Origin of the sequence: Candidatus Ornithobacterium hominis (genome assembly GCF_951229915.1) — a bacterium.
In the GTDB taxonomy this organism is placed as follows: Bacteria; Bacteroidota; Bacteroidia; order Flavobacteriales; family Weeksellaceae; genus Ornithobacterium; species Ornithobacterium hominis.
Genome location: NZ_OX579588.1, coordinates 1,834,332 through 1,857,430 on the forward strand (window position 1 = coordinate 1,834,332; position 23,099 = coordinate 1,857,430).

Sequence of the window (23,099 nt, forward strand, 5' to 3'; positions counted from 1 at the left end):
TCATGATTACAATACTCACGCCTACTTATAACAGAGCTCATCTTCTCCACCGAGTTTTTGAAAGTTTGCAAAATCAAACTTCTAAAAACTTTGAATGGCTTATCATAGATGATGGTAGCCAAGATAATACAGCAGATATCGTTCATTCTTTTTTTCCAGAAAATTTTGAAATTCATTATCATAAAAAAGCAAATGGAGGCAAACATACTGCTCTCAACTTTGGCGTACAAAAAGCCAAAGGAGAATTTATTGTGATGTTAGATTCTGATGACACATTACTCCATCATACCATAGAAACTCTTGAAAAAAAAATTAAATCTCTACCTCCACATTTAGGTGGTATTGTTGGTAGAAGACGTTATTTAAATGGCAAAATAGTTGGTTCTCAAGATAACTTTACAGAAATTATTTCTAATTCTTTAAATATTCGTTATCAGCATAATGTTACAGGAGATTTAGTTGAAGTTTTTAAAACTTCTGTGATGAAAGAGTTTCCTTTTCCTATATTTGATAAAGAAAAGTTTTGTCCAGAAGCTTTGGTTTGGAATCGTATTGCTCAAAAATATGATTTACTTTTCTTCAATGAATCTATCTATCAAGCAGATTATCAACCTGGTGGGCTCACAGATACTATCACAAAAATCAGAATGCAATCACCCAAAGCTTCTATGACTCATTATAGTGAATTGGCTTCTTATAAAATCCCTCTCAAAGAAAAGATAAAAGCATCCATCAATTTTTGGCGTTTCAGTTTTAATGATAACGATTTGCGTTTTGGTGAAAAATGGAAAAAAGTGAATCCATTTTTATCTCTAATGGGTTTACCTTTGGGATTCGCTATGTATATTAATGATTGGCTAAAAAAATAAAATCATGAAAATTCTACAAGTTATCAACAACCTCTATACAGGTGGCGCAGAAAAATTAATTCTTGACACAATACCTTTATATAGAAAACAAGGAATTGAAATGGATTTAGCAGTTCTACAAGATGGTGATTTTCCTTTCATGAAAGCTTTAGAAGAGACTCAATCCTGCAAAATATATAAAATTGGGAAAAGATCTGTTTATTCACCTTTGCTTATTCTCCCCTTAGCGAAAATCATGAAAAATTATGACATTATACATGTTCATTTATTTCCTGCGCAGTATTTTGCAGTTATCGCCAATCAAATCAATGGTAATTCATCTAAATTGATTTTCACAGAACATAATACTTCAAATCGCCGAATTAGAAATAAAATTTTTAAACCCTTAGAAATTTTCATTTACTCTCGTTACCAAAAAATCATTTGTATCACTGAGGAAATAAAAAATATTATAAATAAGTACGTAAACGTTCCAGAAGAAAGATTACCTGTAATTGAAAACGGTGTTGATTTAAATAAAATTTATAAAGCTGAGAGTAAAGAAAAATCAGAGATTCATTCATCATTAACTCATGAAGACGTTCTTATAACTCAAGTCTCTGCTTTTCGACTACAGAAAGACCAACCTACTGTCATCAGAGCCATGCAGTTATTACCTCAAAATTATAAATTATTTTTAGTAGGAGACGGCAAACAAAGAAAAAATTGCGAAGACTTGGTCAAAAAATTAAATTTAGAAAAAAGAGTTTTCTTTTTAGGAGAAAGAAATGATGTTCCAAAATTATTAAAAAGTTCTGACTTTATTGTTTTATCCTCCCATTTTGAAGGACTTTCACTTTCAAGCATTGAGGGTATGGCTTCTGGAAAACCTTTCATCGCTTCTGACGTTCCTGGCTTAAAAGAAATTGTAAACGGCTACGGAAAATTATTCCCATTGGGTGATGAAAAAGCTTTAGCTGAAATTATTCTTAAATTAGAAAAAGATTCATCTCTTTATCAATCTGTTGCAAAAAAATGCCAAGAAAGAGCAGAAAATTTTAGTCTAGACAAAATGCTTACTCAATATTTAAATTTATATTATTCTTTATGAAAACAAAGAAAGTTTTTTTTTGTCAGATCCTTGGCTTTTGAATCAAATTGGGGGAGGGGTACCTCTTGCTCATAAGTTCAATCAAAGCATTAAAAAAGCATTAAAAATATGCAAAAAATCATTTCTCGACTCTTAGAACTATTTCAGAAACATGGTGTTACCAGGCTTTATCATATTTGCCATAGCAGGTTTAGCCAATACCAAAAAATTCAGAAAATACGAATGGTGGCTAGCCAAAGAAAAGGAAAAATATTATGCTAATCAGCCTGTTAAAAAATAAAAAATTCCCCCTTTTTCTATTTTTCTATCATATGGCTTTCACTGTTGCCGTGTGGCAATTGGGGCTACAAGCTGATAGTTATTTTTATTGGTTTAATAAAGAAACTTCTTTTGGCTGGTTACAATATCAGCCATTCCCTATGGGCAATAGTTTTATGCTTTATCTTAATTATGTGCCTGCTTATTTGCTACGAATCCCTCTTTGGGTCGGAGATTTAATTTACAGCTGCATCGGCTTTACGGGCATTTTTTATTGGCATCTATCCATACAAAAGTATATTAATTTCACCCCCGATTTTAAAAGATTACAACTGCCAAAGCTCTTGTTGCTTTTTCCTTCTTTGCATTTATGGACTTCTTTTGTGGGCAAAGAAGCCATATTATTTTCATTAATGAGTCTTATTTTCTACCGAATCATTAGCAAAAAAAATTGGTGGTTTACAGCTTTATTTTTCATCCCAATCGTACTTATTAGGCCTCATACGGCTGCTATGATTTTGGCCGCGGCTGTTCTCTCATTTCTCCTCACTTACCCTACCCGCTGGTGGAACAAATTAATTGTAGCTATTTGCGGCCTCCTAATCGGAATCGCTGCTATATATTCTCTTCTATACACAGCAAATTTTCAAAATATAGACATCAGCTCTATTAAGCAATATATTCAAGCTCATCACACCGTTTTTAAAGATACTCCAAGCTATGTACCTATGGAGGAATATTCCATTCCTTGGCAATTATTCACCTTTTATTTTCGTCCGATTGCAGCAGAAAGCTTAGATCTGCTCGGTTGGTTTTATGGTTTAGAAAACATGGTTTTTCTTGGCCTTTTTTTAATCTGGTCTTACTTTCTAATTCTAAATTATAAAGTGATTAAAATTTCTTTTTTACAAGTTTTCATTTTTGTTTTAGCTTTGGTTTATGCCTTGGTATATGCACAACTTTACAGTAACTTTGGCATTATTGCAAGAACCAAAATACTGGTAACGCCATTCATTTATATAATACAGATTCACATTATCTTTCAATTGATTAAAAACCCATTCAAACTCAAATGAAAAAGCCTAAGATTGTACGCATTACAACTGTTCCCCTTTCTTTAGACAAACTTTTAGAAGGTCAATTAAAGTACATGGCTAATCATTTTGAGGTAATAGCCGTTAGTTGTTGGGAAGATGGATATTTAAAAAAAATAGCTGAAAGAGAAGGCGTTCAATATCACTCCATTGAAATGACCCGAAGCATTACCCCCGCTCAAGATCTAAAAGCTCTCTTCCGAATGGTGAAATTTCTGCGTCAAGAAAAGCCAGAAATTGTGCACTCCATTACCCCAAAAGCAGGTTTGCTTAGTATGGTTGCCGCCAAATTAGCTGGAGTTCCTATTCGTGTGCATACTTTTACAGGACTTATATTCCCTTACAAAACTGGCATTTTGCAAAAGATTCTCATCTTGACGGATAAAATTCTTTGCGCTTGTGCTACGCACATTATCCCAGAAGGCAAAGGTGTAAAAGATGATTTAATCCGCTTCAATATCACATCTAAACGGCTTGAAATCATCGGTAATGGTAATGTCAACGGAATTAATGCTAAGTTCTTTTCACAAAATCACTTTTCTGAAGAATTTTTAAAGGCTTTAAAAAAAAATTTAAATATCAGTGAAAATGATTTTGTCTTTATTTTTGTAGGAAGATTGGTAAAAGATAAAGGTATTAATGAATTGATAACTGCTTTTTCAAAAATACAACAGAAAAATCTTAAATTATTATTAGTTGGTTCTTTTGAACAAAATTTAGATCCTTTAGAAGAAAATACCTTAACTGAAATCAATCAAAATCCAAATATCATTTCTGTAGGTTGGCAAAACGATGTCCGCCCCTATTTTGCTATAAGTGATGCCTTGGTCTTCCCCAGTTACCGTGAAGGCTTCCCCAATGTAGTGATGCAAGCTGGTGCTATGGGGTTGCCCAGTATTGTGAGCGACATCAACGGATGCAATGAAATTATTATAGACAATGTAAATGGCATCATCATTCCAGCTAAAGATGAGAATGCCATACAATCAGCCATGAAAAATTTATATGAGAATAAAGTATTATACCAACAATTAAAATCTAATAGCCGTACTTTAATTATTTCTCGTTTTCCGCAAAAGCTTATTTGGAATGAAATCAAAATTTTTTACACATCAGCTTTAGCTCAAATTTAAATTTATTCCCGTATCTTTATAGCTGTGAAGTTTCCTATTGTAGGAACTGGATATTTATGATTCAAGCTAACTTTAACATTGTTGAATAGGTCTATTAAACACAAATTGATTGATATTTAGAATTGATTGTTATAATTTATCAAAACTATTTTTTTAACTTTCCTTAAGATTCTCATTGTTCCATTTGATTGATATTCAATGCAATACATTAACTTTTTAGTATTTCGATCAACTTTTTTTATAATACTTCTACAGATTTTTTTAAGGCTTAAAAAATTTACGGCGGTTGCCTTCGTTTTTTGAGACGACTTTTTCTTTTGATCTAAAGTCTAGTCCATAAAATTTAATTTATCATTCCTGCGGCTACGGTTTCATTGGTCGTTTCGTCTATCAAAATGACAGAACCTGTGATTCTATTGTCTCTGTATTCGTCTGTAAAAATGGGTTTGGTTGTTCTCAGCCTTACTCTTGCAATGTCATTCATTTTCAATTCTTTATCCTCTTCGTTTTTGTGTAAAGTGTTGACATCTACTTTGTAAATGATTTCTTTTATCATTGCTTTCACTTCATTTGATGTATGTCTTAGGTAATATTTGGCTTTTGGCAATGGAGCTTTATTGTTGAGCCAGCAGAGCATTACATCTACATCTTGAGTTTCTTGTGGTTGGTTATTAATTTTCACAATCATATCGCCTCGGCTCACGTCTATATTGTCTTCCAAAGTGAGCGTTACAGACATTGGCGGAAAGGCTTGTTGCAAATCTCCATCGTATGTGTGAATGCTTTTGACGGTAGATTCAAAGCCCGATGGCAACACGGATACCTTGTCTCCTACTCTCACCGTTCCGCTGGCTACACGCCCAGCATATCCTCTAAAATCGTGGTGTTCATCTGAATGCGGGCGAATCACGGTTTGTACGGGAAAACGCATGTCTATGAAATTGTGGTCGCTGGCGATGTGAATGGTTTCTAAGGTGTTGAGTAAGGTTCGCCCTTGATACCACGGCATTTTTCCGCTTTTATCTACGACATTACTGCCATGGAGTGCTGAAATGGGAACGTATCTAATATCTTTAATCGCCATTTTTGCTGAAAACTCTTCGTATTCTTTTACGACTTTATTAAAGGCTTCTTCTGAATAATCTACCAAATCCATCTTGTTGACGCATACGATAGCATGCGGAATCTGCAAAAGTGAAGCGATGAATGAGTGCCTTTTGGTTTGTTCTACCACGCCATTGCGAACATCTATCAAAATCAAAGCAAGATTGGCTGTGGAGGCTCCTGTTACCATGTTCCTAGTGTACTGAATATGCCCTGGCGTATCTGCAATAATGAATTTTCTTTTAGGTGTGGAGAAATAGCGATAGGCTACATCTATCGTGATGCCTTGCGCTCTTTCGTCTTTTAATCCATCGGTTAAAAGGGAAAAATCTACATGCTCTAATCCTTTCTTTTTAGATGATTCTTCTACGGCGTTTAATTGGTCTTGAAATATGGATTTAGAATCGTATAACAATCTGCCAATCAGCGTACTTTTCCCGTCGTCTACGCTTCCGGCAGTTGTGAATCTTAGTAATTCGCGTTCTTTATTGTTCATTGTTTTGGGGGTTATAAGTTTAGTGGTTGGGGAAGTTGATGGGTAACACTGTGCCTTTACCTTCTTTACTTCTTCATCGCATCTTCAACTTTAATCAAAAATATCCTTGTTTTTTACGGTCTTCCATGGCTGTCTCTCCTCGCTTGTCGTCTGCACGGTTTCCTCTTTCTGTACTTCTGGTTGTAGCAATTTCATTCACTACCTTTTCTATGGTGTCTGCATCTGATTCAATTCCACCTGAGATGGTAATATCACCCAAAGTTCTGAAACGAATTTTCTTGCTCACGATTTCTTCGCCATCTCTCAATTGTAGAAATTCTGACTCTGGAATCCATGTGTTGTTTCGCCAAACTACGTTTCTTTGATGAGCAAAATATAAAGATGGTAATTGAATATTTTCTTCCATAATGTAGTTCCAAATATCCATTTCGGTGAAATTAGAAATCGGAAAAACACGGAAATGTTCGCCCATATTTTTTCTTCCGTTGAACAAATTCCACAATTCTGGCCGCTGATTTTTAGGGTCCCACTGCCCAAAATCATCTCTGTGAGAAAAAAATCTTTCTTTTGCTCTTGCTTTTTCTTCATCTCTTCTTCCTCCACCCATTGCTGCATCAATCTTGTATTCTTCTATTGTATCCAAAAGCGTAGTCGTTTGCAAAGTATTTCTACTGGCATTGATTCCGGTTTCTTCTCTTACTCTACCTTCATCAATAGATTTCTGAACAGAACCTACAATTAACTTAACGCTCAATTTTTTGACTAAATTATCTCTAAATTGAATGGCTTCAGGGAAATTATGTCCTGTATCTATATGCACCAACGGGAACGGGATTTTGGCTGGGGAAAAAGCTTTTTTGGCAATATGTGTGAGAACAATCGAGTCTTTCCCTCCAGAAAAAAGAATCGCTGGATTATCAAACTGCGCATAAACTTCCCTGAAAACGTAAATCGCTTCGGCTTCTAATTCCTTTAAATAAGATAGTCTATAAGATGTCATGATTTTTATTTTTGGAGGTTTATTTTATGTAGCACCAAAGATAGCAATTTATCTACGCTTTCTTCGGGCTTTTCTTTTTCTGTATGAATGATTAAATCATAGGTTTTAGGAATTTCAAATGGAGCATTGATTCCTGTGAAATCTTTTATCTCACCAGCTCTTGCTTTGGCATACAAACCTTTTACATCTCGTTTTTCACAAATTTCTAAAGGCGTCTCCACAAAAATGTGCATGAAATCTTCTTTGCCTATGATTTGCTTAATTTTATCTCTATCTTCTTGGTATGGTGTAATGAATGCTGCCAAAACCACTACCCCAGCATCTACAAAAAGTTTGGCAACTTCAGCTGTTCTTCTCAGATTTTCTTTTCTATCTTGCAGACTGAAGTTTAAATCTTGATTCAAACCAAATCGTAGATTATCTCCATCTAAAACATAAGTTTTGAATCCTTTTTGGTGCAGCTCATATTCCAAAAGATTCGCCAAAGTGGATTTACCAGAACCTGAAAGCCCTGTAAACCAAATCACCTTCCCTTGCTGATGATATTGATTTTCTCTTTTTTTTCTATCTATTTTATAATTTTGTTTTATGATATTTTTTAATTTCATGACGAATACATTTGATAATGAATAAGAATATAACTCAAACTTACGACTGAATAAATAATAGTTACAGGTATTCCGATTTTGATGAAATCTATGAATTTATATCCGCCTGGTGCATAAACCATCAAATTCGTTTGGTATCCGAATGGCGTGGTAAAACAACAACTCGCCCCAAATGCTATGGCTAAATAAATCGCGCTGGCTTCTATGTTCAAAGCTTGATTCATTTCATACGCAATGGGAAAAACAATGGAAACAGCCGCTGCATTGGTGATAAACGCCGTAAGAATTACCGTAAGAAGGTATATCCCGATAACTAAACTGATATTTCCATAAGCCGAAAAAACATGAATTACCTCATCGGCAATAAATTTAGCTCCTCCTGTTTCTATAAAAGCTGAACCTAACGCAACTGCACTTCCTAAAATAATGAATAAATCAAGATTCAGATTCTTCGATACTTCTTTTTGAGACATCAGTCCAAGCCCTAAAAAAGTGATTAATATAGTTAAAATCCCAATAAAAAAAGGAATAAATCCAGCTATGACTAAACTCATCATAAAAACAGCAATCACACCAAGTGTCGTAGCCTTCCAGCGTGGCGTTTTCCCTAATTGGTCTTTGATGCCCAATGAGTATAAATCGGTATTATTTTCTAAAGCCTTTTGAAATTTCCTCCCTGCTGTTAACATCAATAAATCTCCGTGCGACAATCGAACCTCCCCCAATTTCCCCCGCAAACGCTCTGAATTTCTGTGAATTGCTATCACCGCAGCATCATATTTTTCTCTAAAGCCAGCTTCTCTCAATGTCTTTCCTGATAAATGAGAATTATATGGTATCAATGTTTCAATGATTTCTAATTGTCCTTGTAAGTTAAACCGTTGCGTTTTGGGAAACTCAAAGCCATTTTTTTCTTTCACAATTTCTACAATCCCTGTTGTATCTCCTGCAAAAAATAAACGGTCTGTGCTTTCTAAAACTTCCTCGGGCGCTACTGGTGATATGAGCTTCCCGCCTCGGTCAATTTCTACGAGATAAACCCGCTGCAAATTCCGTAAACCCGCCTCTTGCACCGTCTTCCCAATCTGAGCTGAATTTTGACTTAAGGATACCTCGACTAAATATTCTTTTAAGTTTTCTTTCACAAAATCAATCGGATTTTTTCTAGCCGTAAGCAGATTATACCCTGCCGTTATTAGAAAGAAAATCATAGCTAGTGTCACCAAAATACCTGGAATCACAAAATCAAAAATTTTAAACCCTTCCACCCCTTTAGATTCCATAAAACCATTTAGCACTAGATTGGTAGAGGTTCCTATCACGGTAATCATTCCGCCAGAAATCGCTGCAAAAGACAACGGAATCAGCAGCTTTGCTGGGGGAATTTTCATTTTTTTGCTCCAGCGCATCACATAAGGAATCATCATTGCCACAATCGGCGTATTATTCATCACCGATGAAATTAACGAAACCATGCCCATCATCTGAAAAAGAAACCATCTTGGCTTTTGTTGCTGTGTAAAGATTTTATCTAAATACTTGAGAATATTAAAATTAGAATTCACCCCTGCCGTAATCAATATTAAGACAAAAATAGTCGCAATGGAACCATTGGCAAAGGAAGTGAGAAACACCTTGTAGTCTAAAATTCCAAGTAACATTAGAATTAATGTGGCTCCGAAAAATAAATTATGTGGCCTGAATTTATCTGTGACCAAACCTACGACTAAAAGCGCCATTACCCCCAGTACAATCCACATTTGCATTTCTTCTGCTATCATCATGCCTCTAATCTATCACTTACTACAAACCATGAGCTGAGCAAATCGCCTTTATTATACTTTAATTCTTGATTTATATCGTCTTGTAAAACCCTCGCTCTTGCTGATAAAGCTGCTTGAATAGCAATTCGCCTTAAATGATGCATTGAATTCATAATTCAATTTTGAAAGACAAAAATAAGAGATTCTAAAAAAAATTCTTGAAACAATGAATTTTTATTTAAATTTAAATTAAATCTTTAATTTTATAGGCATGAAAATCATTGTTGTTGGCACAGGTTATGTAGGCTTAGTCACTGGAGCTTGCTTAGCAGACGTCGGTATTTCTGTCACCTGTGTAGATATTAATCAAGAAAAAATTAAAGCCTTAAAAAAAGGTGAAATCCCTATTTATGAGCCTGGTTTAGACAAAATTGTTGAAAGAAACATCAAAGCTCAACGTTTAAACTTCACGACTCACCTCTCCGAAAACATTCAAGATGCCAACGCCATTTTTATCGCAGTGGGTACGCCACCTGATAAGGAAGGTAATGCTGATTTGCAATACGTGAAAGCTGTGGCTAAAGAAATCGGAGAAAATATGCAAGATTATTTAGTTGTGGTAACCAAAAGCACAGTTCCTGTAGGGACTTCTCAATTGATAAAAAAAACCATTGAAGAACAATTAGAAAAAAGAAATTCACCCATTGAATTTGATGTGGCTTCCAACCCTGAATTTCTAAAAGAAGGTGCAGCCATAGATGATTTCATGAAACCCGATCGTGTGGTGATTGGTGTTGAAAACGACCGTGCCAAGAAAATGTTAGAAAAAATCTATAAACCCTTTCAGCTCAATGGCTACCGAATCATCTATATGGATGTCACCTCTGCTGAACTCACCAAATACACCGCAAATGCCATGCTGGCAACGCGCATCAGCTTTATGAATGATATTGCTAATATTTGTGAAAAAGTAGGTGCAAATATCAACCAAATCCGAGCTGGCATTGGAGCCGACCCCCGAATTGGGAAAAAATTTCTATACGCTGGTTTGGGCTATGGAGGCTCTTGTTTCCCAAAAGATGTAAAGGCTCTCATCAAAACTGGAGAAGAGTTAAACCATCCTTTACGAATTCTGCAAGCAGTAGATGACGTTAATCAAGACCAAAAACAAGTGCTTTTCCATAAAATTTCTAAAGCCTTTAAAAATTTAAAAGGAAAAACCATTGCCGTCTGGGGACTTTCTTTTAAACCCAATACTGATGATTTACGTGAAGCCCCTGCGATTGATTTAATTCATGATTTAGTGAAAAGTGGCGTTCGCGTAAGAGCCGTAGACCCCGTTGCCGCACACGAAGCCAAAAAAATTCTGCCTCCTGAAGTAGAATATTGTGAAGACGTTTACACCTCTGCCCAAGGTGCAGATGCCATCGCATTGGTTACAGAATGGAATCAATTTCGATTCCCCAACTGGGGTAAATTAAAAAAAATGATGAATGGCTCTCATATCTTTGACGGAAGAAATATTTATGATCTAGAACTCATTGAGTCCAAAGGTTTTACCTACCACGGAATCGGGTTGTGATTTTTTTGTGATTTTTTTTAAGGCTTAAAAAAAATCCTACAAATTTTTGTAGGATTTTTTTAGAATCTATTCTATCTCTTTTTCTCTAAATTTCTAAATTATTGTTGAGCCTCACCTTTTTTGAAATCCACCAATTCCATATCAAAAATCAAAGTTTCACCAGGAGCAATATCTCCTCCCATCTGGCGGTCTCCATAGCCTAAATCAGAGGGAATATAGAGTTCATACTTCCCGCCTTTTTTCATGAATTGCAAAGCCTCTATCCAGCCTTCTATCAAAGCCCCTTCTTGCAAAGGTAATTCTATAGCTTCTCCACCATTATTTTTTTCTGTACTGTCAAAAACCTTTCCTGCAACGGTTTTCCCTGTGTACTTCACTTTTACCAAATCACCAATAGTCGGTGACTCGCCCTCGCCTTCTTGTATCACCTTGTAAGCCAAGCCGCTTGGTGTAGTATTCACATCTTTTTCTTGTTTAACTTTGGCCAAATACTCTGCTCCTTCTTTTTTCTTCCCTTCTGCAGAAGCCGTTAATCTACTTTGGTAAAAAGCGTTCATTTTACTTTGAACAGAATCTACCGGAATTCTCATTTCTTTTTTGTTCAAATAATCCATCAAACCTTTGATGATTTCATCTTTAGACAAGCCTCCTTTCAAAACTTCGTTTTCTAAAGCTCCCTTGACTTGCTGCCCGAAACTAACGCCAATGGCATAAGAGTTTTCTCTCTCTGGATTTTTTAAATAAGCATATACCCCTTTTTCAAAATCGCTTAAAATTAAGCTATCACTCATCTGAGGACTATTTTGCAAGCTCTCCACTTGTTGCCCTAAATTAATTCCAAAAGCGTAAGAGGCATCTTTACCTTCTGCAGTCAATGCTGCGTCTGTGCTTTGAGTTCCAGAATTTGCCGTGTCTTTACAACTTGAGAAAATTGCAAATACAGAAATAATTAAAAGTACTTTTTTCATTTTCTTATTATTTAATGCAAGTTTACGAACTTTTTTTAAAGCTTTAAAAAAAAGAAAAAACCTTCAAAAATTAATCTGAGGGTTTTTATCAACTAATTAACTTAAACCTATGAAAAGAATTCTATCTAGAATAAAGTTAAATAAATTTATGTACATTAAAAAATTATATTCTATAAAAAGTTTAAATAAATTTTCAATTAACTGAATGTGAGTGTTTTAACTAAACAATAAAGTAAGCGTTTAATTAAAATCACTTATTTTCTAAGCCTTCAACCCTGATTCCGCATTAGGAAAAAATTGATTTTAAATAAAAAAACCAAACCGACACTCGCCGGCTTAGTTTTCTTTACGTTATCTATTCTACTCTACAACTTTGAAAGCTATATCGTCTTTAGCATAATGTCCCGGAGGATAAAAATAAATATTAACATAGTGAGCAGTTTTTGGAAGTTTCTGTGCTTTTATCGAATGATGCGTCATCCAAGTAGAAATAATTCTAAGATTCTTTTCTCTTTCTTTTACATCAAAATAGATTATATCAGGTTTTGAAAATACTACTTGCACTTTTAATGTATAGTTCTTGGTAGTTTCATCATAAATATAATAAGCACTTGCCCAATCTTTCATTTCTTTTCCATTAATGCTAGCCCATGAAATCGTTTTAGAGATATCTCCACACCAATCTTCTTTTTTGTATTTACACAAAAAAGATGGTGTACTATGTCGTATAGAATCTTTGTAATTAGGGAAACTCAAAGCATGTAAATCAAATTCCTCTACAGGTATCCCCAAATATTTTATAATATTCCCTTTTGTTGGTTGTTTTGCATGAGCTCCTAATTTAGACGGTATATTGTAAGTAATATTTATGGTATCGCCTACTTTATAAGTATCTTTCTTCGGAGAAATTTTGATAAAATCCCTGGGATTTTCCAAATAAAAATTATAGGACATATCATCAGGATCCCAGTCAGGAAAACACCCCTGTAATACTGGTATAACAACGGCAATCTGAATTATAAGTAATAACTTTTTCATTTTTAGTAACCATAAGCGTTAAACAATTCCTCGATCAATTTTTTACCATGATACTCTTGGGTTTCATTCTGAGAGACCTCTGTCTCTACAGTTTTCTCTTCGTTTTCACGTAAATCATCTTGATTACATGAAAAGACTGTTAAGCTAATAACAGCTCCTAATAATATTTTTTTCAGCTTCATATTATAAATATTTATTAATAATGAATAAACAAATTTAATCATTATTTAGAGATAAAAAAGATTTATATGTATTTTTTTATAAAAAACTGAAATACAGATAAATAAATGCATAAAAATAAATCATGATATAAGGATTAATTTTCTATGAATAACTAATTGGTATCATAATTATTCTTAACATAAAATTTGATCATAAAAACTGATGAGATTCATAGAAATTATAGATACTCCACTTACTTTACCAATAAAGAATGTTCTATGGTAGATGTCTAGAGAATCTATCGTATGCGTGGAGATGCTGAAAATAGAATAAAAGAACTCAAACAGGACTTTGGGATTATCCTATAGACCTAAATAAAAAATTGCCTATCGTGTAATCTGGGCTTAAAAATTATTTGGCATACTTACTTAAATTGTATCTTTGGGGCATGGCAAATTATCTAGACGAGTTAAATGAAGTTCAGAAATTAGCGGTACAAGCCACCCAAGGCCCTGTGATGGTGATTGCTGGTGCGGGCTCTGGGAAAACACGTGTTTTGACTTACCGCATCGCACATCTTATAAATAACGGAGTTGATGCTTTTAATATCTTGGCTCTTACGTTTACCAATAAGGCCGCTCGCGAAATGAAAGAAAGAATTGCTAAAGTAGTAGGCGAGTCTGAAGCTAAAAGCATCTGGATGGGGACTTTTCACTCAGTTTTTGCTCGAATTTTGCGTGTCGAGGCGCCCCGCTTGGGCTACCCTTCTAATTTCACGATATATGATCAGCAGGATGCACTTTCGGTGATGCGAAAAGTGATTAAAGATTTACAACTGGACATCGATGTTTATAAACCTAAAACCTTGCTGCATCGCATTTCTCAGTTTAAAAATAATCTAATTACCGTTAGAGCTTATTACAACAATCCAGAGCTGATGGATGCTGATGCCGCTGCTCTGAAGCCCAAAACGGGAGAAGTTTACCAAGCTTATGTGGAACGTTGTTTCAAATCTGGTGCTATGGATTTTGATGACTTATTATTGCGTACCAATGAGATTTTGACTCGGTTTCCAGAGGTTTTGGCAAAATATCAAGAGCGTTTTAAATACATTCTTGTTGATGAGTATCAAGACACAAATCATTCACAGTATCTGATTGTGAAGGCTTTAGCTTCTCGCTATGAGAACATCTGTGTCGTAGGAGATGATGCGCAGAGTATTTATGCATTTCGTGGGGCAAATATTCGAAATATTTTAAACTTTAAAAAAGATTATAATGATGCACAATCTTTTGCGCTGGAACAAAACTACAGGTCTACACAAAATATCGTCAACGCTGCCAATAACATCATCAAAAATAACCGCGATCAGCTAGAAAAAAATGTGTGGACAGCCAATCAAGAGGGAAATAAAATTCCAGTTTATCGTGCATTGACTGATGCTGATGAGGCGAGGTACATCACTTCTAAAATTTTTGAACTGAAAATGAATGAAAATTTTCAAGAAGAAGATTTTGCTATTTTGTACCGAACCAATGCACAATCTCGAGCTCTAGAAGAAGCGCTGAGGAAAAAAAACATTCCGTACCGAATTTATGGTGGCATTTCATTCTTTCAGCGAAAAGAAATTAAAGATTTGGTTTCCTATTTGCGCTTATTGGTGAATAAAAAAGATGAAGAAGCGCTTTTGCGTATCATCAATTACCCTAAGCGTGGTATTGGAGACTCTACAATACAAAAATTGCTGGTGTATGCCGATGAGCATCACTTGAGTTTATTTGAAGTGATGGAAAATCTCAATCAGCATGGCCCATATTTAGGTGTTTCATCAGGAGTCATCAAAAAACTTCATGATTTTACTACCATGATTCAAAGTTTTGGTGTTTTATTGAAGAACAATAATATTTATGATCTAGGTTTGCAGATAGCCAAACAAAGTGGTTTGCTCAATACGCTGAGAGAAGACGAAACGCCTGAAGGAATCACCCGAATGGAGAACTTGCAGGAGTTGCTCAACAGTATGCAAGGCTATGCAGAAGAGCAAGAACAGCTAGAAGACGGCGACCCTAGTTTGCAAGGTTTCTTAGAAAATATTGCGCTAGCGACTGATGCTGATAACGAGAATGAAGACAGCAACAAAGTAGCTCTGATGACGGTGCATTTAGCTAAAGGCCTAGAGTTTCCTGTGGTTTTTGTAGCAGGTTTGGAGGAAAATCTTTTCCCTTCACAAATGAATCTCAATACACGCCAAGAGCTGGAAGAAGAGCGACGCCTGTTTTATGTTGCGCTTACCCGTGCTGAGCAGCAAGCTTTCTTGACTTATTCGGTTTCTAGAGCTCGCTGGGGGAAAATCATTGATGCCGAACCTAGCCGATTTCTAGAGGAAATCGATGATAAATTCCTTGATTGGGTCAATCCTGCACCCATTTCTACTTTTAATAATAGTGGTTTAGACGAATCTATTTTTGGAGGTCAACCGATTTCTCATTTTGAACGAAAAAGACCAAAAGATTTTCAGAAAAAGAAACTCAATCTTTCCTCAAAAAAAGATTTAAAGCCTTTAGAAAAAGCCAAAATTCAGCAAGGGGTTTCTGCTCACCAAGAGTTAAAAGTCGGGCAAAAAGTGATTCACGACCGATTTGGCCGTGGTGAAGTTAAAGCACTTAGCGGTGAGCCTAGTAATGAAAAGGCTACCATTTTATTTGAAACGAGTGGTGAAAAAAATCTTTTGCTGAAATTCGCAAAACTTCGAATTTTAAATTAAAATTTATAGAAACAAAAAAACCACTTACATTTCTGCAGGTGGTTTTTCTTTAAAAGCTCCTCTTCTTGGGCTCGAACCAAGGACCCTCTGATTAACAGTCAGATGCTCTAACCAACTGAGCTAAAGAGGAATGCTCTAAATCGGATGCAAATATAATAAAGTTTTTTTTAATCTGCCAAATTTTAAAGTTTTTTTTTAAATATTTTTATTATCCAATGCGTCTCTCAATTTATTCCCGAAGATATTAAACGCTAAAACTAGCACTAAAATACACAACCCAGGTAAAATAGCTAGGTGTTGCTGGTCTAGAATAATGTGAGAGTAATGCTCTTTGATAATGTTTCCCCAGCTAGGCGTGGGCGGCTGCGCTCCTATCCCTAAAAAACTCAGGCCACTCTCTACCAATATTGCTGCAGCAAAATTTGCTGCTGAAATTACAATCACTGGCGCTACTACATTGGGTAAGATTTCTTTGAAAATGATTCTTAAATCAGAATAACCTAGCGCCCTTGCTGCCTCTACAAATTCTTTTTCTCGATAACTTAGAAATTGCCCCCTCACAACTCTAGCGACTTCAACCCACATTGTTAAGCCCACCGCAAGAAAAATTTGCCAATAGCCTTTCCCGATAGCCAGTGTAATTGCCATCACTAGAAGTAGTGTGGGAATCGACCACACAACATTGATTACCCACATCACAATAGCATCAATTCTACCTCGGTAGTAGCCGCCAAGAGCTCCTACAATAACTCCAATAGTAACTGAAATCGCTACGGCTACAAATCCTACAAAAAAAGAAATGCGTGTTCCTATGATTAACCGAGAGTAAAAATCACGACCAAAGCTGTCGGTTCCTAAAAAAAATTTTTTAAGGCTTAGAAAATTTTTAAGAATATTCTCCTTTTCTATTCCCTTTTCTGTAAAAACTGATATTGGAATTTTTTTGACTTCTGCTTCTAATTCTTCTCCGATGTAGGGTTTGTAGTATAGACTATCATTTTTGAGTTGAACTTCTTCTACGGCAATCTCTTCAAAATCAATTTCTTTACCAAAAAAAAAGGGTGCAAATCCTTTCTGCTCAGAGTAGTTTTGTAGCGGAAGCTTCAGTATTTGTGTTTCATAAGCTATTGGCTTGTACTTTAAGACCAAATTTTGTAATGCGGCGTCTTTGGTTTTATCTACCGCTAAACCGTAAGCAAAAAAACTGATAAAACCAGCAGAAAAAACGATGAACAAAGAAACCATCGCTAAATAATCTTTTGATAATTTAACGATGGCTTTTTTTAAAAGAGAATTTCCCTTTAATATCATTTATTCCAGTCTTTCAAAACTCTGACTGCTTCTTGTAAATAAATATCTTTGCCCATTGCTTCTTGCCATTTTTTTCTTCGTTCTGCCAAGACGGTATCTTTCTCGATTAAAGGGATTTCATAATTTACTGGTTTGAAGTTAAATCCATTTTTATACTTTGATAAGGTATCAAATTTTTTTCCCATTTTTTCTCGTTGCTCATAATCTGCCTTAAATTTATTGATATTTAAATAAATCATATGGTCATCACTGATTTGCTTCATCCAACGAGCATATTCATCCAAAGATTTGAAATTTTTATCTGTTATTTTATCAACTCTATAATTTGAGATTAGCTTTTTCAGCTTTTGCTTCTCTTTCCACGGGGTGAAGGTCTGTGCCGATATTTGATCCCATGGCAAAGCGCTTTCGTTACTAGATTCTGTAATGTCTATGTATTTATATCTATCTGGGATTACAATATCAGAAGACACTCCTCTCAGCTGTGTGGAGCCTCCGTTGATACGGTAAAATTTTTGATAAGTAAACTTTAATCTGCCCAAGTCTTCACTGCCTCCACTAAACCAATTTAGTGGTCTCATGATTTGTACCGTTCCTTTGCCATAAGTTTGCGGGCTTCCTATAATGATGGCTCGACCGTAATCTTGCAGTGCAGCTGCCATAATCTCTGAAGCTGAAGCGGATAACTCATTGACCAAAACTACCAACGGACCAGACCAGCTAATGCTTTTATCTTTATCTGCAAAAACTTTTTTATCGCCATCGCTTCTCACAGCTTGCACCACAGGACCACTTGGTATGAAGTGACCTACGATTTCTACAGTCTCTTCCAAATCTCCTCCTCCATTACCACGCAGGTCAAAAATAATTCCTTCTACGTTACTTTCTTTCAGAGCTTCAATCTGACGTTTTACATCATCAGAAGCGTCGTGTCCTTTTCCATCAAAATTCAAGTAAAAAGAAGGTAGATTGATAATGCCGTACTGACGCCCCTCCTTTGTTTGTAAAATACTACTTTTTGCAAAGGTTTCTTCTAGTTCTACAACATCTCTTTCTATCGTAATGTTTTTGAAGGAACCATCTTTTTTCTTAACGACCAAAGTAACCTTTGTTCCTTTTTTCCCTCTAATGTGGCGGATTGCATCTTCTAGCGCCATACCCACAACATTCACAGGCTCTTTGTTCAGTTCTATTACTTTTGTAATCTTATCTTCTACTTCTAGTTCTCCCTGTTTCCATGCTGGTCCTCCTACGACTAAACTTCGAATAGTAGGATAGCCTTTTTCATCCGTCAATGTTGCGCCAATTCCTTCCAGTTGCCCGCTCATCATCAACTCAAAATCTTCATTCTGCTTTGGTGAGAAAAAGTTCGTATGGGGGTCAAATGTGGTTGTAAAGGCATTCATGAAGAAAGAGAAATAATCAAATTTATTTTTCACCATATTTCGGCGAAACATCTCTGATGTCATTTCCTCGACCTGCTTTTTAGCTTCGGTTTCTAGTGCAGCCAAAGACTTATTTCTGGGATCAAACTCATCTTCACCGAAACCTACACTATCCCTTCTCGCCCAAAGCGCTGAGTCTTTCGCTGACTCTTGTAGCAAAATAATTTCTTGCAACACACTTACTTTCAATCGTTTTTCCCATCTTTTTGCCCAGCCTTGGTCTGTTGCGGGGTAAGTAGCTTCATCAAAATCTAAAATTACAGAATCATTTTCGTTGAAGTTTAAATCTGATTTTAAAATTTCTTTAGTCAGTGCATTTAGCTCATCCCATCTCTTGTAGAGGGTATCTACCGTTGCTTTATATAGCGTGATGTCTTCTTTTTCAAAAGCCTCATCCAATTTATCTTCAAACTGATTAAAAAACTTCATATCAGAAGCCTTAAAAAAAGTTTTATTCGGGTCTAGACTCTGCATGTATGTTTTATAAACCTTCGCCGAAAAATCATCATCAATTTTAGGGGCAGAGTAATGTAATATTCCCAAACTTCTTCTCACGTTTTTGATGATTTCTTTCGCCTTTTCATCATCATCATTAGAAAAGGAAAATGGTGTGCAATAACAGAACACCAGTAGTGACATAAAGAGGAAAGAAAGAAGAACGTAAGTTTTTCTCAAGTAATACATTTCAAATTATTTGTTAAAAGACAGTCAATTTTAAAACCAATTTTATGATAGAAATATCATTTAATTATTTTTGCAATACGCAAATATAACTTTTTTATGGAAAAACCACTAATTTTAGTTACCAACGACGACGGAATTACTGCCCCAGGAATACGAAAACTCATCAGTATTGCTAAAAAAATTGGTGAAGTCTATGTCGTGGCTCCTGATAGCCCACAAAGTGCTATGGGACATGCCATTACCATTAATTCCACACTACACATTGAAGAAATGAAATTGAAGGGCGGTGCCGAGTTTGAATGGTCTTGCTCTGGCACTCCTGTTGACTGCGTGAAAATTGCTTGTGACAAAATTTTACCCCGCCACCCAGATTTATGTATTTCTGGGATTAACCACGGCTCTAATTCCTCTATCAATGTAATTTATTCTGGTACGATGTCTGCTGCAGTAGAAGCTGCGATAGAAGGCATCCCAAGCATTGGTTTCTCCCTCTGTGACTTGAGCTATCACGCTGATTTTGATGCAGCTGAGGATTTTATAGAAAAAATAATTTTGCAAGCCTTAAAAAATAAAATACAAAAAAGTTGGGTACTAAACGTAAACATCCCAAAACTTAAAAAATCTAAGATCAAAGGCATTAAAGTTTGCCGACAAGCACACGCCAAATGGGATGAGGAATTTGAAGTACGAAAAGACCCCCGCGGAAGAGATTACTATTGGCTGACTGGCAAATTTGTGAACCTAGACCAAGGCGACGACACCGATGAATGGGCGCTAGAAAATGGTTATATTTCTGTGGTTCCTGTGCAATTTGACTTGACCAATCATCAAGCTATTGGCGAATTAAATCAGTGGGGTTTTTAAAGGCTTAAATTTTCTAAGCCTTTAAAAATTTTATTCACTTTTTATTTGACTTTTATTTAACATATTTTCTAACCACGTTTTTAGAAGATTCAAAGCCCATTTTTTCTTCCTCCACCTCCTCAGCTGCCAGCCAAAGTAAATCGCTGATTTCTTCATCTTGAATGATTAATTCCACATTATTATTCAAAATGACTCTAAAAATAACATCAAGTGTTTGATAATGAATTCCTTTGAACTCATATTTATTGGGAAACGTATCCAGCATTTCTAAATCTGAAGCCTCTAAATCTAAGCCCAACTCTTCTTTCAATTCTCGAATCGCAGCCTCTTTTGCCGACTCTCCTGGGTCTACAAATCCGCCAGGCATATCCAGCATTCCCTTCGCTGGCTCGTTGTTTCTTATAGTGAATAAATATTTATCTTCTTTTTTAATAACGCACATCACAGCTGCTGCCATGTTATGGTAATATTCGAATTTGCATTCATGGCAAGTAAATTTGTGATTATTGACGAAAGAATGTTGTGTTGAGCCGCACTGCGGACAATGTTTAAAAAGTGAATTCATAGATTTAATTTTAACCTTTCAAAGCCAACAGGGTAATTACCAAAATAACCAGCTAACGAGAAAACATCATAAACCGAGCGTATTTGTTTATTCCCCAAAGCGATGAGCGTTGTTTTATTTTTTTCATCTCTCACATACACCGTGTAATTGCCATGCCACCAGCCGTTGTGGTAATACAATGTTTCCCCATCTTCCCATTCCATCAGGCGCATGCCCAGGCCGTAGTTTTTAATCCCTGGGTTCTCGTAGCTATAGCCTTTTTTCATCTCAGCAAAAAGTGTTGGAGAAAGAAAATCGCTCTGATACATTGCCTTATCTAGCCGAAGCAAATCTCGTGGTGTGGAATAGATATTTTTATCTCCATAAATTTGATCTAAATCAGTCCATTCCCAGCGCTTCCCCCCCGAACCGTAAGACTGGCTCACTTTTGCCGAATCCTGAATCTGAAACACAAAGGTATCTTCCATTTTTAAAGGCTTAAATAAAATATTTTGCATCGCTTCGGCATAAGACGCTCCTGTTACTTTCTCTATAATGAGTGCCAAAATCGCATAATTGGTATTGCAATAATTGAATTTTTTATTGGCTGAAGCCGTTCTTTCATCTAGCCCGTGATTGATGTAATCTAAAATATCTTGGTTGGATTTCATCTCTCCTTCTCTCCAAAACTTTTCATCAGGCTGAAAGTAAGCGTAATTCTGTAAACCGCTCCGATGCGAAAGCAAGTTCCTGATGGTGATGTTTTTATCAATAAAATCAGGCAAAACCTCCATCACTGGCTCATCCAACCTCAGAAGTTGATGCTCTGCTAATTTCAAAATAGCCAAAGATGTCAAAACTTTAGAAATGGAAGCTAAATGTAACGGAGAATTTTCTTTCATTTTTTTAAGGCTTAAAAAATTTTCATAGCCTAAGTATTTTTCAAAAATAATAGCTCCATTTTTAGCAACAAGCAGGCCGCCACTCACTCCGTTTTTAAGCCAAAGTTGCTGATAAAAAGCCTCCAAGGTTCTCTCAATCGAATCTTTGGGTTGAGTATTTTTTAAATTCCCCAGTTTCGGCTGTTCTGTAAATGTCGGATAGGCCAAAATGCGTTTTTGCTCAGCATTTCCTGCAGGGGATTCATCGGGAGAACTCCCTGCACATCCCCAAAGCAAGCTTAGAAAAAGAAAAAAGAAAATGCGCATTATCTTTCACTTTGGAACTGCTGGAGAAAACGTAAATCATTTTCAAAATAAAGTCTAATATCATCAATTTGATAAAGCAAAAGAGCAATTCTTTCTATCCCCATCCCAAAAGCAAATCCGCTATATTCTTCTGGGTTTATACTGACGTTTTTCAACACATTAGGGTCTACCATACCACAGCCCATGATTTCTAGCCAGCCTGTGCCTTTGGTCATTCTATAGTCTGTCTCAGAGTTCAAACCCCAATATACATCTACTTCTGCACTTGGCTCAGTGAATGGGAAGTAAGACGGGCGAAGTCGAATTTTGGATTTACCAAAAAGTTCAGTGGTAAAATACTGTAAAGTTTGCTTCAAATCAGCAAAAGAAACTTCTTTATCGATGTATAAACCTTCTATCTGGTGAAACATGCAATGCGAGCGCGCAGAAATTGCTTCGTTACGGTAAACCCTCCCAGGGGAGAGAATCCTGAACGGCGGCTGATGATTTTCCATATAGCGAATTTGTACCGAAGATGTATGGGTACGCAACAAAACATCTGGATTTTGCTGAACAAAGAATGTATCTTGCATGTCTCTCGCTGGGTGGTAATCTGGCAAATTTAGTGCTGTGAAGTTATGCCAATCGTCTTCAATTTCGGGCCCATCTGATAGGCTAAAACCTATTCTCTTGAAAATTTCTATGATTCTGTTTTTCACAATATTTATCGGGTGGCGAGCACCTACTGGGCTTGGCAAGCCAGGTTTGGTATAATCTTGCACATTCCGTTGCACTTCATTTTCTTTGCTTTGATTTTTTAAAGCTTCAATTTTTTCTGCAGCAGCTTGTTTCAGCTGATTAAGCGCTTGCCCGACGTCCTTTTTTTCTTCGCTAGGTACATTTTTAAAATCAGCAAATAAATCATTCAAAATTCCTTTTTTAGACAAGAATTTTAATCGAAATTCTTCAATCTGTTTCTCTTCTTGCTGATTAAAACGTGCTACTTCTTCTAGAAGTTTTTGGATTTTTTCTATCATAAAAAATTCGTTGGCGTACAAATATCAAAAAATATTTTCATCTACCGAATGAATAAAGCCACCTTTTTTTTGGGGTGGCTTTATTTAAATTTCAAAAA

The 23,099-nt window shown here is 35.9% G+C and carries 21 protein-coding genes, 1 tRNA gene and 1 pseudogene; 9 read left to right on the top strand and 14 right to left on the bottom strand.

The features are described from left to right. Positions 1–2: 2 nt before the first annotated feature. The 5 genes from QOX03_RS08595 to QOX03_RS08615 all read left to right on the top strand — a co-directional run bounded on the left by QOX03_RS08595 (position 3) and on the right by QOX03_RS08615 (position 4,444). Positions 3–869 carry a glycosyltransferase family 2 protein gene (locus tag QOX03_RS08595; RefSeq protein ID WP_283670803.1) on the top strand — a complete coding sequence of 289 codons (867 nt, stop codon included), beginning with the start codon at positions 3–5 and terminating at the stop codon, positions 867–869. 4 nt (positions 870–873) lie between these two features. Then, complete coding sequence (locus QOX03_RS08600; RefSeq protein WP_119058965.1) at positions 874–1,959, top strand: glycosyltransferase; 1,086 nt, start codon at positions 874–876, stop codon at positions 1,957–1,959. 151 nt (positions 1,960–2,110) lie between these two features. After that, positions 2,111–2,239 (top strand): hypothetical protein, encoded by a 129-nt coding sequence (locus tag QOX03_RS08605; RefSeq protein ID WP_283670804.1) that lies wholly within the window; start codon positions 2,111–2,113, stop codon positions 2,237–2,239. 31 nt (positions 2,240–2,270) lie between these two features. Beyond that, positions 2,271–3,293: a hypothetical protein gene (locus tag QOX03_RS08610; protein WP_283670805.1), complete on the top strand. Its 1,023-nt coding sequence runs from the start codon at positions 2,271–2,273 to the stop codon at positions 3,291–3,293. After that, positions 3,290–4,444, top strand: a complete 1,155-nt coding sequence (locus tag QOX03_RS08615; protein ID WP_119058963.1) for a glycosyltransferase family 4 protein — start codon at positions 3,290–3,292, stop codon at positions 4,442–4,444. Before QOX03_RS08610 ends, QOX03_RS08615 begins: the two co-directional genes overlap by 4 nt. 343 nt (positions 4,445–4,787) lie before the next feature. On the opposite strand, the gene cysN is transcribed toward QOX03_RS08615, so the two are convergent. The 5 genes from cysN to QOX03_RS08640 form a co-directional block, all read right to left on the bottom strand. Beyond that, a complete protein-coding gene (gene cysN, locus QOX03_RS08620) occupies positions 4,788–6,044 on the bottom strand; it encodes a sulfate adenylyltransferase subunit CysN (RefSeq protein WP_283670806.1) in 1,257 nt (418 codons plus the stop codon). A gap of 94 nt (positions 6,045–6,138) precedes the next feature. Next, positions 6,139–7,044: a sulfate adenylyltransferase subunit CysD gene (cysD, locus tag QOX03_RS08625; RefSeq protein ID WP_283670808.1), complete on the bottom strand. Its 906-nt coding sequence runs from the start codon at positions 7,042–7,044 to the stop codon at positions 6,139–6,141. Positions 7,045–7,049: 5 nt separating this feature from the next. Beyond that, complete coding sequence (gene cysC / locus QOX03_RS08630; RefSeq protein ID WP_283670809.1) at positions 7,050–7,652, bottom strand: adenylyl-sulfate kinase; 603 nt, start codon at positions 7,650–7,652, stop codon at positions 7,050–7,052. Further along, positions 7,649–9,436, bottom strand: a complete 1,788-nt coding sequence (locus QOX03_RS08635; protein WP_283670810.1) for an SLC13 family permease — start codon at positions 9,434–9,436, stop codon at positions 7,649–7,651. Before QOX03_RS08635 ends, cysC begins: the two co-directional genes overlap by 4 nt. Beyond that, positions 9,433–9,588 (bottom strand): hypothetical protein, encoded by a 156-nt coding sequence (locus tag QOX03_RS08640; RefSeq protein ID WP_283670811.1) that lies wholly within the window; start codon positions 9,586–9,588, stop codon positions 9,433–9,435. Before QOX03_RS08640 ends, QOX03_RS08635 begins: the two co-directional genes overlap by 4 nt. 98 nt (positions 9,589–9,686) lie before the next feature. On the opposite strand from QOX03_RS08640, the gene QOX03_RS08645 reads away from it, so the two are divergent. Next, positions 9,687–10,997, top strand: a complete 1,311-nt coding sequence (locus QOX03_RS08645; RefSeq protein ID WP_283670812.1) for a UDP-glucose dehydrogenase family protein — start codon at positions 9,687–9,689, stop codon at positions 10,995–10,997. 98 nt (positions 10,998–11,095) lie between these two features. Here QOX03_RS08645 and bamJ read toward each other — a convergent pair whose 3' ends face one another. The 3 genes from bamJ to QOX03_RS08660 all read right to left on the bottom strand — a co-directional run bounded on the left by bamJ (position 11,096) and on the right by QOX03_RS08660 (position 13,185). Continuing rightward, positions 11,096–11,965 carry a BamJ family beta-barrel-assembly machinery protein gene (bamJ, locus tag QOX03_RS08650; RefSeq protein WP_283670813.1) on the bottom strand — a complete coding sequence of 290 codons (870 nt, stop codon included), beginning with the start codon at positions 11,963–11,965 and terminating at the stop codon, positions 11,096–11,098. Positions 11,966–12,325: 360 nt separating this feature from the next. Then, complete coding sequence (locus QOX03_RS08655; RefSeq protein ID WP_283670814.1) at positions 12,326–13,003, bottom strand: hypothetical protein; 678 nt, start codon at positions 13,001–13,003, stop codon at positions 12,326–12,328. A gap of 2 nt (positions 13,004–13,005) precedes the next feature. Next, positions 13,006–13,185 carry a hypothetical protein gene (locus tag QOX03_RS08660; protein WP_283670815.1) on the bottom strand — a complete coding sequence of 60 codons (180 nt, stop codon included), beginning with the start codon at positions 13,183–13,185 and terminating at the stop codon, positions 13,006–13,008. A gap of 201 nt (positions 13,186–13,386) precedes the next feature. Here QOX03_RS08660 and QOX03_RS09550 point away from each other — a divergent pair. Then, positions 13,387–13,521: pseudogene (locus QOX03_RS09550) on the top strand (IS1380 family transposase); the annotation flags it as partial. A 92-nt stretch (positions 13,522–13,613) separates the two neighbouring features. Beyond that, positions 13,614–15,929 carry an ATP-dependent helicase gene (locus QOX03_RS08665; protein ID WP_283671762.1) on the top strand — a complete coding sequence of 772 codons (2,316 nt, stop codon included), beginning with the start codon at positions 13,614–13,616 and terminating at the stop codon, positions 15,927–15,929. 56 nt (positions 15,930–15,985) lie between these two features. Here the strand turns inward: QOX03_RS08665 and QOX03_RS08670 are convergent. The 3 genes from QOX03_RS08670 to QOX03_RS08680 form a co-directional block, all read right to left on the bottom strand. Next, positions 15,986–16,059: transfer RNA gene (locus QOX03_RS08670), tRNA-Asn, on the bottom strand. A 65-nt stretch (positions 16,060–16,124) separates the two neighbouring features. Then, positions 16,125–17,240 carry an ABC transporter permease gene (locus tag QOX03_RS08675; RefSeq protein WP_283670816.1) on the bottom strand — a complete coding sequence of 372 codons (1,116 nt, stop codon included), beginning with the start codon at positions 17,238–17,240 and terminating at the stop codon, positions 16,125–16,127. Then, positions 17,237–19,369: a carboxy terminal-processing peptidase gene (locus QOX03_RS08680; protein WP_283670817.1), complete on the bottom strand. Its 2,133-nt coding sequence runs from the start codon at positions 19,367–19,369 to the stop codon at positions 17,237–17,239. Before QOX03_RS08680 ends, QOX03_RS08675 begins: the two co-directional genes overlap by 4 nt. A gap of 96 nt (positions 19,370–19,465) precedes the next feature. Between QOX03_RS08680 and surE the strand changes: the two genes are divergently transcribed. Further along, on the top strand, positions 19,466–20,233 hold the full coding sequence (gene surE / locus QOX03_RS08685) for a 5'/3'-nucleotidase SurE (protein ID WP_283670818.1): 768 nt from the start codon (positions 19,466–19,468) through the stop codon (positions 20,231–20,233). Positions 20,234–20,285: 52 nt separating this feature from the next. Here the strand turns inward: surE and QOX03_RS08690 are convergent, their stop codons facing one another. Genes QOX03_RS08690 through pheS form a run of 3 tightly spaced genes read right to left on the bottom strand, consistent with a single transcriptional unit; the run spans position 20,286 to position 23,001 of the window. Then, positions 20,286–20,798 carry an NUDIX hydrolase gene (locus tag QOX03_RS08690; RefSeq protein ID WP_283670819.1) on the bottom strand — a complete coding sequence of 171 codons (513 nt, stop codon included), beginning with the start codon at positions 20,796–20,798 and terminating at the stop codon, positions 20,286–20,288. Further along, positions 20,795–21,985 carry a serine hydrolase domain-containing protein gene (locus QOX03_RS08695; protein ID WP_283670820.1) on the bottom strand — a complete coding sequence of 397 codons (1,191 nt, stop codon included), beginning with the start codon at positions 21,983–21,985 and terminating at the stop codon, positions 20,795–20,797. Before QOX03_RS08695 ends, QOX03_RS08690 begins: the two co-directional genes overlap by 4 nt. Further along, a complete protein-coding gene (gene pheS / locus QOX03_RS08700) occupies positions 21,985–23,001 on the bottom strand; it encodes a phenylalanine--tRNA ligase subunit alpha (RefSeq protein ID WP_283670821.1) in 1,017 nt (338 codons plus the stop codon). The genes QOX03_RS08695 and pheS overlap by 1 nt, the downstream gene beginning before the upstream one ends. Positions 23,002–23,099 lie beyond the last annotated feature (98 nt).

What these genes read in the sequence shown, in the direction of transcription:
- QOX03_RS08665 (WP_283671762.1), top strand. Translation starts at nt 13,614, where the DNA reads ATGGCAAATTATCTAGACGAGTTAAATGAAGTTCAGAAATTAGCGGTA.
- QOX03_RS08600 (WP_119058965.1), top strand. Translation starts at nt 874, where the DNA reads ATGAAAATTCTACAAGTTATCAACAACCTCTATACAGGTGGCGCAGAA.
- QOX03_RS08645 (WP_283670812.1), top strand. Translation starts at nt 9,687, where the DNA reads ATGAAAATCATTGTTGTTGGCACAGGTTATGTAGGCTTAGTCACTGGA.
- QOX03_RS08595 (WP_283670803.1), top strand. Translation starts at nt 3, where the DNA reads ATGATTACAATACTCACGCCTACTTATAACAGAGCTCATCTTCTCCAC.
- QOX03_RS08675 (WP_283670816.1), bottom strand. Translation starts at nt 17,240, where the DNA reads ATGATATTAAAGGGAAATTCTCTTTTAAAAAAAGCCATCGTTAAATTA.
- QOX03_RS08610 (WP_283670805.1), top strand. Translation starts at nt 2,271, where the DNA reads ATGGCTTTCACTGTTGCCGTGTGGCAATTGGGGCTACAAGCTGATAGT.
- QOX03_RS08640 (WP_283670811.1), bottom strand. Translation starts at nt 9,588, where the DNA reads ATGAATTCAATGCATCATTTAAGGCGAATTGCTATTCAAGCAGCTTTA.
- cysN (WP_283670806.1), bottom strand. Translation starts at nt 6,044, where the DNA reads ATGAACAATAAAGAACGCGAATTACTAAGATTCACAACTGCCGGAAGC.
- cysD (WP_283670808.1), bottom strand. Translation starts at nt 7,044, where the DNA reads ATGACATCTTATAGACTATCTTATTTAAAGGAATTAGAAGCCGAAGCG.
- pheS (WP_283670821.1), bottom strand. Translation starts at nt 23,001, where the DNA reads ATGATAGAAAAAATCCAAAAACTTCTAGAAGAAGTAGCACGTTTTAAT.
- QOX03_RS08680 (WP_283670817.1), bottom strand. Translation starts at nt 19,369, where the DNA reads ATGTATTACTTGAGAAAAACTTACGTTCTTCTTTCTTTCCTCTTTATG.
- QOX03_RS08615 (WP_119058963.1), top strand. Translation starts at nt 3,290, where the DNA reads ATGAAAAAGCCTAAGATTGTACGCATTACAACTGTTCCCCTTTCTTTA.
- QOX03_RS08690 (WP_283670819.1), bottom strand. Translation starts at nt 20,798, where the DNA reads ATGAATTCACTTTTTAAACATTGTCCGCAGTGCGGCTCAACACAACAT.
- cysC (WP_283670809.1), bottom strand. Translation starts at nt 7,652, where the DNA reads ATGAAATTAAAAAATATCATAAAACAAAATTATAAAATAGATAGAAAA.
- QOX03_RS08695 (WP_283670820.1), bottom strand. Translation starts at nt 21,985, where the DNA reads ATGCGCATTTTCTTTTTTCTTTTTCTAAGCTTGCTTTGGGGATGTGCA.
- QOX03_RS08635 (WP_283670810.1), bottom strand. Translation starts at nt 9,436, where the DNA reads ATGATGATAGCAGAAGAAATGCAAATGTGGATTGTACTGGGGGTAATG.
- surE (WP_283670818.1), top strand. Translation starts at nt 19,466, where the DNA reads ATGGAAAAACCACTAATTTTAGTTACCAACGACGACGGAATTACTGCC.
- QOX03_RS08605 (WP_283670804.1), top strand. Translation starts at nt 2,111, where the DNA reads ATGGTGTTACCAGGCTTTATCATATTTGCCATAGCAGGTTTAGCCAAT.
- QOX03_RS08660 (WP_283670815.1), bottom strand. Translation starts at nt 13,185, where the DNA reads ATGAAGCTGAAAAAAATATTATTAGGAGCTGTTATTAGCTTAACAGTC.
- QOX03_RS08655 (WP_283670814.1), bottom strand. Translation starts at nt 13,003, where the DNA reads ATGAAAAAGTTATTACTTATAATTCAGATTGCCGTTGTTATACCAGTA.
- bamJ (WP_283670813.1), bottom strand. Translation starts at nt 11,965, where the DNA reads ATGAAAAAAGTACTTTTAATTATTTCTGTATTTGCAATTTTCTCAAGT.